The organism is Pseudomonas sp. BN102 (assembly GCF_029871245.1).
Lineage (GTDB): Bacteria > Pseudomonadota > Gammaproteobacteria > Pseudomonadales > Pseudomonadaceae > Metapseudomonas.
Genome location: NZ_SSON01000017.1, coordinates 50,938 through 62,539 on the forward strand (window position 1 = coordinate 50,938; position 11,602 = coordinate 62,539).

The 11,602-nt window shown below is 66.0% G+C and carries 11 protein-coding genes; 7 read left to right on the forward strand and 4 right to left on the reverse strand.

What is annotated here, in order from left to right:
• Nucleotides 1–111 precede the first annotated feature (111 nt).
• Both E8F12_RS01475 and E8F12_RS01480 read left to right on the forward strand, forming a co-directional pair.
• Nucleotides 112–282: a hypothetical protein gene (locus E8F12_RS01475; RefSeq protein ID WP_280323516.1), complete on the forward strand. Its 171-nt coding sequence runs from the start codon at nucleotides 112–114 to the stop codon at nucleotides 280–282.
• Nucleotides 283–348: 66 nt separating this feature from the next.
• A complete protein-coding gene (locus E8F12_RS01480; RefSeq protein ID WP_280323517.1) occupies nucleotides 349–687 on the forward strand; it encodes a tryptophan synthase subunit beta in 339 nt (112 codons plus the stop codon).
• Nucleotides 688–941: 254 nt separating this feature from the next.
• Here the strand turns inward: E8F12_RS01480 and lapD are convergent, their stop codons facing one another.
• From lapD to E8F12_RS01500, 4 genes are all read right to left on the reverse strand, one after another.
• The gene (gene lapD / locus E8F12_RS01485; RefSeq protein WP_280323518.1) at nucleotides 942–2,888 is read right to left on the reverse strand and encodes a cyclic di-GMP receptor LapD; all 1,947 of its coding nucleotides are present in this window, start codon (nucleotides 2,886–2,888) and stop codon (nucleotides 942–944) included.
• Between the two features lie 3 nt (nucleotides 2,889–2,891).
• Entirely contained in the window at nucleotides 2,892–3,587 is a 696-nt protein-coding gene (gene lapG, locus E8F12_RS01490; RefSeq protein WP_280323520.1) for a cysteine protease LapG, read from the reverse strand.
• Nucleotides 3,588–3,659: 72 nt separating this feature from the next.
• Nucleotides 3,660–4,061, reverse strand: coding sequence for a YbaN family protein (locus E8F12_RS01495; protein WP_280323521.1), 402 nt, complete (start codon nucleotides 4,059–4,061; stop codon nucleotides 3,660–3,662).
• A 13-nt stretch (nucleotides 4,062–4,074) separates the two neighbouring features.
• Complete coding sequence (locus E8F12_RS01500; protein ID WP_280323522.1) at nucleotides 4,075–4,662, reverse strand: YecA family protein; 588 nt, start codon at nucleotides 4,660–4,662, stop codon at nucleotides 4,075–4,077.
• Nucleotides 4,663–4,799: 137 nt separating this feature from the next.
• Here E8F12_RS01500 and recQ point away from each other — a divergent pair, with 137 nt between their 5' ends.
• From recQ to E8F12_RS01525, 5 genes are all read left to right on the forward strand, one after another.
• Nucleotides 4,800–6,935 (forward strand): DNA helicase RecQ, encoded by a 2,136-nt coding sequence (gene recQ, locus E8F12_RS01505; RefSeq protein ID WP_280323523.1) that lies wholly within the window; start codon nucleotides 4,800–4,802, stop codon nucleotides 6,933–6,935.
• A 219-nt stretch (nucleotides 6,936–7,154) separates the two neighbouring features.
• Nucleotides 7,155–8,327 (forward strand): GGDEF domain-containing protein, encoded by a 1,173-nt coding sequence (locus tag E8F12_RS01510; protein ID WP_280323524.1) that lies wholly within the window; start codon nucleotides 7,155–7,157, stop codon nucleotides 8,325–8,327.
• Between the two features lie 228 nt (nucleotides 8,328–8,555).
• Nucleotides 8,556–9,572: a DUF2804 domain-containing protein gene (locus E8F12_RS01515; protein WP_280323525.1), complete on the forward strand. Its 1,017-nt coding sequence runs from the start codon at nucleotides 8,556–8,558 to the stop codon at nucleotides 9,570–9,572.
• Nucleotides 9,573–9,648: 76 nt separating this feature from the next.
• A complete protein-coding gene (locus tag E8F12_RS01520) occupies nucleotides 9,649–10,083 on the forward strand; it encodes a MarR family transcriptional regulator (protein ID WP_280288075.1) in 435 nt (144 codons plus the stop codon).
• Nucleotides 10,083–11,486: a DHA2 family efflux MFS transporter permease subunit gene (locus E8F12_RS01525; protein ID WP_280323526.1), complete on the forward strand. Its 1,404-nt coding sequence runs from the start codon at nucleotides 10,083–10,085 to the stop codon at nucleotides 11,484–11,486. The genes E8F12_RS01520 and E8F12_RS01525 overlap by 1 nt, the downstream gene beginning before the upstream one ends.
• Nucleotides 11,487–11,602 lie beyond the last annotated feature (116 nt).

Here is an 11,602-nt window from a genome sequence, read left to right on the forward strand (position 1 = left end):
CTCGAGAAAGGGCGAGATGCCCAGCCGCAGGGTGCACTGCACGCACCGAGTCCGAGGTCCGGACCTGGCTCCGGGCCTGCCGACGCCAATGCCTGGTGCGCTTGGGGCACCTTGCGCGACTTCGCCTCGGTGGGCGTCACGGAGAACCTCTCCCTGCAGGGCGGGACAGGCCAGACCATAGTGCTGGAAGGGGTGAACCTGCAGGCGGCCTACTCGGCGCCGGATGCGGCTTCGGTGATTACGCAGATGCTCGATGATGGCTCCTTGAAGGCAGACGTCTAGTCTCAAGGTGCGATGGCCCGCTCCCGTCTCGGGGCGGGCCCGGTTTCGATTGGGACAGGGGGAACCATGGTCTACGTGCAACGCGATGAAAAGGGCAGGGTTCTGCGGGTGGAGCACGAACCCTTCGACCACATGACCCAGAGCATGCCGGCCCACGACCCGGAGGTGCAGACCTGGTTCGCCAGCCGCTGCCTGCACGACCACTTGATGTCTCTGCAGCACTCCGACCTGGAACTGGTGCGGGTGCTCGAGGACCTGGTCCAGGTCCTGGTGGACCGCGGGCTGATGAACTACACCGACCTGCCAGACCCAGCCCGCCAGAAGCTGCAGAACCGCGCCTACACCCGCGCCCAGGTGGGCGACCTGGGGGATCTGGTCATGGATGAGATGCAGCTGCCTTACTGAGCTGCTTGATGCCCCACAGGCAGCGCTGGGCAGTACATCGTAGCTCGGATGAAATCCGGGAGCGGCGGCTGGATTTTCCCCGGATATCATCCGGCTACTGACTGGAAGCTTGAAGCCGACGCCACTTTGGATGGGTCGGGCGGCGTTCCGCGAGCGAAGCGAAACCCATCTACGAGCTGTTCGCGAGCAAGAACTTGGCGTCCCCCTCGATCCTACAGAGAGTCCGAGTTCATCCTGCCAGCCGGCGACTCATGTCACTCATGCCAAGGCGCCGGTGCACCGATCAGGCGGCCCATGGCGCCCTGTATCCCCAGCTCACGCAGCACGTCCAGCTCGCCCTGGGACTCCACCATCTCGGCGATCAGCGGTAGGTCGATGCTGTTGGTGGCACGGAACAGGGCCTCGATGAACAGGCGCTTGTCGCTTTCCTGGTCGATGGCGCGGATATAGGTGCCGTCGATCTTCAGGTAGGCCAGGCCCAGGTGGGCGAGGTTGCCGATCAGGCTGAAGCGTCCGCCGAAGTGCTGCAGGCCCAGGCTGTAACCGGTTTCGCGGATGGCCTGGCAGACCTCGGCCAATTCGCCGGAAGGGGGCAGGTGGCGTTCGTCCAGCTCCAGGGTGAGCAGCGCTGCCTGTTGCGGGTGGGCCTTCAACTGCGCCAGCAGGCGCTCGCGGTTGACCGCGTCGCGCAGGCTGGCAGCGGAGAGGCTGAGGGCGATGGGCGCGGGGTGGCGTTCCAGATGCGCCAGGCAATGTTCGAGCATCGCCAGGTCGAAGCGCGCGGCCCAGTCCAGGCGCTCGATCCAGGGCAGGAAGCGGCCGGCGGCCACGGCTTCGCCCTGGGGATCGAGCAGGCGTGCCAACACCTTGTGGTGCAGGCTGCGGGAGGTGTCCGAGCACAGGTTCACCGGCTGGAAGTAGAGGCGCAGCTTGCCCTTGTTCAGCGCATCGTCGATCCAGCTGCGCCATTCGTGCAGGCTCTGGCCCGGCGCGGCGTCGTAGTCGTCCAGGCGCGCCCAGGGCTGGTCAGGGCGTTGCGTGGCCTGGGCCAGGGCCTGGTCGGCGCGGCCCATCACCTTCTGGATATCTTCCCCCGGCCGGTAGGCGGCGATACCGAGGAAGGCCACCGGGCTGCGGTCGCTGGCGCCGGTGCTGTGCAGGTTTTCCAGCAGGTGGGCGAACTCGTGGGCCAGGTGTTCGGCGTCATCGCCGGTGAGGCCCGGTGCGAGCAGGGCGAATTCTCCGCCGCGGCTGCGCGAGGCCAGCCAGTCCACGCTGCCGCGGCGTTGCTGCAGGTCGCCGAGCAACTCGCCGATGTCACGGATCAGGGCATCGGTGCGCTGGCCGCCGAGGCGCTGGTTGAGCCCGGCCAGGTCGTTGACCCGCAGCAACACCAGGTAGCCGGCGGCGTTCTGGTCGTTGGGTACCAGCTGGTTGGCGAGGCGGATGTCGAACTGGCGTCGGTTGGCCAGGCCCGTGAGGCTGTCCTGGTAGGCCTCTTCCCGCAGGCGTTCGCTGCGCGCGGCTTCCTCGGCGAAGAGGTTGCGCAGCTTGTCCACCATCTGGTTCATCGCCAGCACCACGCGGCGCAGTTCCGGTGTGCGCGGCACCCTGGGCAGCGCCAGGAACTCGCGGCGGCTGATGGCCTCGGCCTGTTGCACCATGGTGTCCAGGGGGCGCAACTGGGTACGCAGTAGCCAGGCGCCGACCAGGGCGCTGAGCAGGCCGCAGAGCAGCAGCCAGGCCAGGCTGCCGAGGGCGCTGTCCCAGAGCTTGGCCAGGGCGAACTGCGGGTGGCTGAGTACCTCCACCCGCGCGGCCTGCTGCCAGCCACGCATGATCAAGGCATCGCCGCCCTGGGGTCGCAGGTTGACCAAGTGGGCGAACCAGCTCGGCACCTGCTCGCTGGTGGTCGTCGTACGGCGTTCGGCGATCACGCCGCCATCGGGAATGCGCACGACGCGGATGCTGGCGAAATAACCGCTGTCGAAGATGGAGCTGACCATCAGCTCGATCATCGCCGGGTCGTCCACATGGGGTGTCATGGACAGGCCGAGGGCGGTGGCGGCGTCCTGGGCGTGGGAGCGCAACTGGCTGAGCAGCTGCTCGCGGGAGCTTTCCACCCCGGCGAGGAAGCTGCCGGCGAAGGCCAGCGCGAGCAGCAGGCAGATGGCCAGGAAAAGTTGCTTGAGTAACGACATGGGCTAACCCTCTCCAATGGCGAAGCCTTCGGTTCGCATTTTTTTCAGCAAGTCCTGCCAGCGCGACAGCTTCTTCGTGTCTCCGGCGCGCTTGGCGCCGGTGTAGAGCCCTTCGGCGTTGAATGCGTAGACCGGCAGCAGGTCGGTACGCTGGGACGCCGGGCGGATTTCACCGATCAGGTTGTCCAGCACCAGGGGATCGGCGGTGGAGCTCTTGTAGTAGGTGAGCACCATGTGCGCCTGGTTCTGCCGCAGGGCCTTGACGTAGGTGATGCGCAGCTTTTCGGCGGGGATGCCGAGGCGGCGCAGGGTGAAGTACTTGGCGATGGAGTAGTCCTCGCAGTCGCCGGCGCCTTTCACCAGGGCTTCGATCGGGGTGGCCCAGTAGTCGTTTTCGCGCCAAGTGCGGCTATCGTCGGTGAAACGCAGCTGGCGGTTGAAGAAGCGGTTCACCGCACTGAGCTTCTCGGCTTCCGGCAGCTCGATGCTGGCCTGGATCAGCTCGCTCCAGGCGAGGATGCGCGCCTTGGCCGGGCCCAGGTCCCCGTAGCGTTTCTCGGCGTTATGCAGGATCAGGTCGAAGTCCCAGCTGGCCAGCACGCTGGCCAGGCAGAGCAGCAGGCCGGCGAGCAGGCAGGTGCCTTGCCATGCCAGCCACGAGGGTTGCCGCAGTCCCTTTGCCAACCACCGCTGCCGCATCAGCCACCTCTCCGCCCGGGATGCGGAGAGTCTAGGCATGCAATTTCGGATTTGCCGGGCGGAATGCACGTTTCAGCGGTTGCGCAGGGTCTTCTGGCGCAGGATGTAGATGCTCACCAGCACTGCGCTGGTGAGCATGAGCCCACGCGCCCAGGGCAGGGGTACGAGGACGCAGGACAAGCTGATACTCGCCCACATCAGGACCAGGGCGTAGACCTTGCTTTTGAGCGGGATGCCCTGGCCTTCCAGGTAGTCGCGGATCCAGGGACCGAGCCTGGGATGCTCCACCAGCCAGAGGTAGAAACGCCGTGAGCTGCGCACGAAGCAGGCCGCAGCGAGGAGCAGGAAGGGGGTAGTGGGCAACACCGGCACGAAGATGCCGATCACGCCCAGAACGACGCTGAGCCAGCCGATGACCAGCAGCGCCATGCGCAGCGCCGGGTGGCGCTGCTGCTGGATATCGCTGTGCGCCATCCGCGCGCCGGTCTTAGTGCTGGCGGGGCTTGAGTAGGGCGGGCTTTTCTTCCGGGGCGTTGCAGAGGAGGAAGAGGGCGGTCAGCAGTTCGGGGATCTGCTCGATCATCTCGTCCACCAGGTTGCGGTCCTTGGCGATGTCGGCGAACTCGGGTTGCTCGTCGAACAGGCCGGAACCCACCATGATCGGCAGCAGCAGTTCGCTGACTTCTTCCTCAGCGTCCTCGAACCAGGCGACTTCGCGAAGGAAAACGCCTTCCATGAAGCCGATGCACCAGCCGCGCAGGTCGGAATCGTCCGGATCATCACCCAGATCCAGGTCGCAAGGCATCTCCGGGTCCTCGTCGCTGGCCAGTTGGCGGGCGATGTGGGCCTTGAGCAACACCAGGGTGGCTTCGATCTCTTCGCGCTCGGCGTCGCTGCGATAGTGCGGCGGTTCGGCGAACAGGGCGTCGATCCATTCCCGCTCGGACACCTGGTCCGGGCAGATCGACAGGGCGGTCAGGTAGCCGTGTGCGGCCACATAGTCCAGAGCTTCCTCGTGCAGATCGTCGGCGTCGAGAAAGGCTTGCAGGCGGGACAGTTGCTCAGCGAAGGACATCGTGGGACTACCTTGAGGAATAAACGACGCTGAATTCTAGTCGAGTGCGAGGCCCGCGGCAAAAGGCAGGACCGATGGGCGTGGGCATTTTGCCGCTGCGGCTGACGTATAATGCGCGGCTTGTTCCGGAGACCCCCATGCTCGACCAGGCACAGCGCATCCTCAAAGACGTATTCGGCTACGACGCTTTCCGCGGCAACCAGGCCGCGATCATCGAACGCGTGGCGTCCGGGGGCGATACCCTGGTGCTGATGCCGACCGGTGGCGGCAAGTCCCTCTGTTACCAGGTCCCGGCGCTGCTTCGCAACGGCCTGACGGTAGTGGTTTCACCGCTGATCGCGCTGATGGAGGACCAGGTCGCCACCCTGGACGAGCTGGGCGTACCGGCGGTGGCGCTGAACTCCACCCTGTCGGCCGAGGCCCAGCGGGATATCGCAGAGCGCATCCGCCGTGGCGAGATCAAGCTGCTCTACCTCGCCCCCGAGCGCCTGGTGCAACCGCGCATGCTGGCCTTCCTGCAGCGCCTCGAGATTGGCCTGTTCGCCATCGACGAGGCCCACTGCGTGTCTCAATGGGGCCATGACTTCCGCCCCGAGTACCTGCAGTTGGGCCAACTGGCCGAACTCTTCCCCAATGTGCCGCGCATGGCCCTGACCGCCACTGCGGACATGCGTACCCGCGAGGAGATGGTCCAGCGCCTGCACCTGCAGAACGCCGAGCGCTTCCTCTCCAGCTTCGACCGGCCGAACATCTTCTATCGCATCGTCGCCAAGGATCAGCCGCGCAAGCAGCTGCTGGGCTTCCTCGCCGAGCGCCGTGGCGATGCCGGCATCGTCTACTGCCTGTCGCGCAAGAAAGTGGAGGAGGTGGCGGCCTTCCTCTCCGAGCAGGGCTTCCCGGCGCTGCCCTATCACGCGGGACTGGCCAACGACCTGCGGGCCTACCACCAGAAGCGATTCCTCAATGAGGAAGGACTGATCATGGTCGCCACCATCGCCTTCGGCATGGGCATCGACAAGCCCAACGTGCGCTTCGTCGCCCACCTCGACCTGCCCAAGTCCCTCGAGGCCTACTACCAGGAAACCGGCCGCGCGGGACGCGACGGCCTGCCGGCGGACGCCTGGATGGCCTACGGCCTGCAGGACGTGCTGCTGCTCAAGCAGATGCTCAGCAACTCCGAGGGCGACGACCGTCACAAGCGCGTCGAACAGCACAAGCTGGACGCCATGCTCGCCCTCTGCGAGGAGACCCGCTGCCGTCGCCAGACGCTGCTGGCCTACTTCGACGAGGAACTGCCCAACCCCTGCGGCCATTGCGACATCTGCACCGACGGCGTGCAGACATGGGACGCCACCGAGCCGGCGCGCCAGGCGCTCTCGGCCATCTATCGCAGCGGCCAGCGCTACGGCGTCGGCCATCTGGTGGACCTGCTGCTCGGCCGCGACAACGAGAAGGTGCGCGCCTCCGGTCATCAGCACCTCTCGGTGTTCGGCGTGGGCAAGGGCATGTCCGAGGCCGAATGGCGCACCCTGTTCCGCCAACTGGTGGCGCGCGGCCTGGCTGATATCGACCTGGAAGGCTACGGCGGCCTGCGCCTGACCGAATCCTGCCGTCCGCTGCTGCGCGGCGAAGTGCGTCTGGAGCTGCGCCGCGACCTCTCGGCCAAGGCCCCCAAGCCCGCCGCCAGCGCCGCCAGCCAGTTGGTGCGGAGCGAAGAGCGCGAGCAATGGGAAGCCCTGCGTACCCTGCGCCGCAAGCTGGCGGAGGAGCACAGCGTGCCACCCTACGTCATCTTCCCCGACGCGACCCTGCTGGAAATGCTGCGCAGCAAACCGCGCAGCCTCTCCGAGATGGCCCAGGTCAGCGGCGTCGGCGCGCGCAAGCTGGAGCGCTACGGCGAGGCCTTCCTCGAGGTGCTGAACGGCGCCGGCGCCGGCGCTGGCGAAGCGCCCCGTGCCGTCACCGACTTGCGCCATGAACTGGTCAGCCTGGCACGCGCCGGCATGACCCCGGCGCAGATCGCCCGCCAGCTCGACTGTAGCGAAAAGAACGTCTACAGCCTGCTCGCCGAGACCATCGGCAACCAGCAGCTGAGCCTGGAGCAGGCACTGGACCTGCCTGAAGAACTGCTTGGCGAGATTCAGGACGCCTTCCTCGACGGCGAGGGCGAACTGCCGCCGGTGGCGCAAGTGGCCGAGCTCTTCGCCGGTCGCGTGCCCGATGGCGTGCTGCACTGCGTACGTGCGGCCCTGGTGGCGGAATTCGAAGCCTGACCGAAGGGTAGGGTGAATCACGCTTCACCGATCCACCGTTGGAGCCTCACCGGCTGCGCTGGTGGATATGAAAAGCGATACCCACCCTACCGAATGGAGGGACCGCGCGAGTAGGGGACAGGTGTTGCGTCGGAATCGTGACGGGGCGAAACGACGAACTTGTGACGCATCTCCCAACCAGCTAATGTGCGCCAGAGGCCTCCGACAGAAGAGGTAGATGTGTCCTACAACAATCCAGCCTGGCTGAATGACGTCCGCCCCAATCCCTATGCCGACCAGCTGGCCCTGGGGTTTCGTCACCTGCGCTTCGCGCGTTCCCTGGAGCGCGAATACCGCGATTATTTCCTCGAAGAGAACTTCGACCTCAAGCGCATCGCCCTCAGCGTCGGCCTGTTGATCTGGCTGGCCTTCGCCGTGCTCGACTTCTACTTGATCAGCAGCGAGACGCGCTGGTGGATGCTGGCCGTGCGGCTCGGCGTGCTCGGGCTGCTGCTGGCCTGCGGCGTGCTGATGGTTCAGCGCAGCCACCGGCACCTGCTCGCGCCACTCAGCCTGGTGTGCATCGGCGCCCTGGGCATAGGCGCCGGAGCGGTGGTGGCCATCGCCCACCGCAGCGACCCTGCCTTTCCTTATGAAGGGTTGTTGCTGGTGTGCATGGCGGCCTACTTCCTGGTGGGTCTGCGCCTGGTGGAGGCGCTGGCTGTCTCACTGGTGATACTGCTGGCCTATGTGGGGCTGGAGATCTGGGCCGGACTGCCGCTGCCGCGGTTGATCAACAACCTCCTGTTCCTGCTGTTCGGCAACCTGGCCGGCGCCGTCGGCTGCTATCTGCTGGAGTTCAAGTCCCGCGAACATTTCCTCATCAGCCGCCTGATGCGCGTGCTGGCCGACCACGACAGCCTCACCGGCCTCTACAACCGCCGCAGCTTCAACCGCCAGCTGGAGCGCCTGTGGCGCCAGGCCCAACGCGAAGAGCACGGCCTGGCGCTGTTGCTCTGCGACGTGGACCACTTCAAGGCCTATAACGACCGCTACGGCCACCAGGCCGGCGACCAGGTGCTGCAGCAGGTCGCGCGGGTGCTGGAGGAAATGGCGCGCCGGCCGCTGGACATGGCAGTGCGCCTGGGCGGTGAGGAGTTCGCGGTACTGCTCTATGGCATCAACGAACAGGAGGCGCGCAACTGCGCCGAGAAGCTGCGAGCCGCATTGGAGCACCGGGCAATCCGCCACGAAGCGTCACCCACCGCGCCGGTGCTGACCATGTCCATAGGCGTGGCCTGCGTGCAGCCGGTGCCGGGCATGGCCCTGGGCAAGCTCTACGAGCTCTATGAGCACGCGGACCGTGCGCTATACGAGGGCAAGGCCTCCGGCCGCAATCGGGTGGTGGCATAGGTCCCGACGAAAACTGTCTGCGCTCGGCCATGCGTCGTTAAAAATTGGTTCGGACTGCTCATTAACAGTCGTTAACTCCGCATCCTCACCAATTTTTGCCTAGCCTGACCGTCGCTCGACCAGTTTTCGTGGCGGACCCAATTCGTCGGTCCGGATGGCGCCGCCCGTGACTGTCCGCTGATTCGGCGGGTGCTAGCATCGCCGCTCCTACCGCCATGAGCGATCCGCATGGACAAGCTGATCCAGGCCGACGGCCAGCCGCATTACGGCATCTTTCCCGCTGCGCCGGGCCTCATCAACTACCGTGACTTCGACTTCCGCTCGCCCATGGGGCGCCGTCTCGGGGCGCTGGCCAAGTGGCGGCGCTTCCACCAGTTCCAGTATTTCGGCCTGATCAGCGACGAGCTGATCGGCGGCTGCGCCCTGGCCAACCTGAGCCTGGTGGGTATCGGCTTCGTCTATCTCTTCCATCCCGCCAGCGGGCGCATGATCGAGCGCCAGTTCAAGCTGCCGCTGGGCCTGGGCACCGAGTTTTCGCAGAGCCCGGACGCAGGCGTCTGCCAGCTGCGCCAGGGGCGCAACCTGCTGCGCCTGGAAAACCGCGCCGAGGTGCGGGAGAAGCGGCTCTTGGTGGAGCTGGACGACGGCACCCGTATCGACGCGAGCTTCAGTGAGCAGGAGCCGGCCTTCCAGCCCATGTACATCTGCACGCCGACGGCCACCAATGGCTGGGTCTATGCGCAGAAAGTCGCCGGCGTGGCCTGCCGGGGCGAGGTGAAGAGCGCGCTGGGGGATTTCGACCTCGGGCGCATCGGCGCCTTTGCCCATCACGATTGGTCCGCCGGCTATATGCGCCCGGAAACCAACTGGAACTGGGCCTGCCTGTCCGGCCTGGTAGACGGGTTGCGGCTGGGCATGAACCTGTCCTGCGGCGTGAACGAGACCAGTTTCACCGAGAACTGCTTCTGGCTCGACGGTGAGCTGCTGAAGGTTGACAGCGTGCGCTTCGCCTTCGACCGCAAACAACCATTGAAGACCTGGAGCATCGACTCCCATGACGGCCAGGTGGCGCTGACCTTCGAGGGCGAGGGGCTGCATCAGGAACGCTTGAACCTCGGATTCATTGCAAGCAATTTCAAGCAGGTGTTCGGCCGATTCAGCGGCACGCTGCGGCCGCCGGGGCGCCCGCCGGTACGGATCGATCGGATGTGGGGCTTCGTCGAGGACCAGTACGTGAAGTGGTAGGGCAGGGGGCTTGCTCGCGGCTTAAGGCTATGATTAGCTGGCTAATAATTAGTATAAGAAGTCCGAGTCAATTTCGATGTCCTACCCCGATCAACACCGTTTCGCCATGCAACTCGCCCAGATGTCTCGGGCGTGGCGCGCCGAACTCGACCGCCGCCTGCTCGGCATGGGCCTTTCCCAAGCTCGCTGGCTGGTGCTGCTGCACCTTTCCCGCTTCCAGGAATTGCCGACCCAGCGCGAGCTGGCCAAGAGCGTCGGCGTCGAAGGGCCGACCCTGGCGCGCCTGCTCGACAGCCTGGAAGCCCAGGGCCTGATCCAGCGCATGGCCGTCGCCGAAGACCGTCGCGCCAAGAAGATCGCCCTCTGTCCGCCGGCCCGTCCGTTGATCGAGAAGATCGAGAACATTTCCAGCCAGCTTCGTCAGGAGCTCTTCGCCGGTATCGACGAAGAAGAACTGCGCCGCTGCCAGCAGGTTCACGCGCGGATACTGGCGAATCTGGAACACCTCTGATGGGGCAGGATCTGGAGGCGCTGCACGGGCGCTTCGGCAGCCGCTATCCGCAATGGCTGCTGGGCCTCCTGATGCTCGGCAGTATGGCGATGATCCTCGCCTCCACCAGCATCAACGTCGCCTTGCCGGCGATCATGGCCGACTTCGATATCGGCCGGCCGCTGGCGCAATGGCTGTCGACCGGTTTCCTCGCCTCCATGACTGCCGGCCTCCTGCTCGCCGCCTGGTGCCAGGCTCGGCTGGGCGCAAGGCGCACCGTGCAGTTCGGCCTCGGCCTGTTCGGCCTGGCTTCGCTCCTGGCCCTGGTGTCCACCGCGGCCTGGCAACTGATCGCCCTGCGCATCCTCATGGGAGCCTGCGCCGGCATCATCCAGCCCCTGGCCATGGTGCTGATCTTCCGCGTCTATTCCGACGGCGGGAGGGGCATGGCCCTGGGTGCCTACGGCCTGGGCGTCATGGTCGCGCCGACCCTGGGGCCGACCATCGGCGGCTACCTGATCGACCACTTTGGCTGGGGCGCGGTGTTCTGGCTGCCCCTGCCGCTCTGCCTGCTCGCCCTGATCGGCGCCCAGTGGCTGATGCCCAGCGACCGCGACCGCCGCACGCCCGGAGTGGACCTTCCGGCCTTCGCCTTGCTCAGCATTGCACTGTTCGCCCTGCTCGGCGCCCTGGCCGAGGCCCAGCGCTTCGGCTGGCTGGCTCCCAGCGCCTGGATTCCGGGACTGTTCGGCCTGGGTTGCGCCGCTGCCTTCCTGCGTCGTAGCCGCGTCTGCGCCAGACCCCTGCTGCCGTTGCAACTCTGGCGCCATGCGGCGTTCCGCCGGGCCAGTTGGGTTGCGCTGGTGCTGGGCATGGGCCTCTACGGTTCCACCTACCTGATCCCGCTCTTTCTGCAGACGGTGGAAGGCTACAGCGCCGGCGAGGCCGGGCTGCTGCTGTTGCCGACCGGTGTTGTGCTGGGGCTGTCCTCCTTTATTGGCGGCTGGGCCAGCGACCGCTTGTCGGCGGCCTCCATGCTGGTAGTCGGGCTGCTGGTGTTCGCCCTGTCTTCTGCGGCGCTGGGGTTGGTAGGGGCGGGTGGGTCCTTCCTGGTGCTTTGTGGCTGGGCCTGCGTCGGCCGCCTGGGCCTCGGGTTGCTCCTGCCGGCGCTGAGCACCGGTTCGCTGGATATCCTCAGCCCGGAGGAACTGGCCCTGGGAGCAGGCGCCATCACCTTCGTCCGCCAGCTCGGTGGCGCCTTCGGGATCAACCTGCTGACGTTCTTCCTCGAGTGGCGCCACGTCGCCGCCGGGGGCGATGCGCTGGGCGAGGCACTGGCCTTCGAACTGAGTTTCTGGCTGGTTGCGCTACTCTTCCTGGTGGCCGTGATACCAGCCTGGGGCGTGCGTCCTGCAAGGGTTTGAACGTGCAAAACGCACGATGAAAAATTTGTCAAGACCCTGGCGAAATCTTTCCTATAGTGGAGTAAGCTACAGCACATGTTTGTGGCCAGCTGCCATTACGGTGGGAGAGGGAGCAG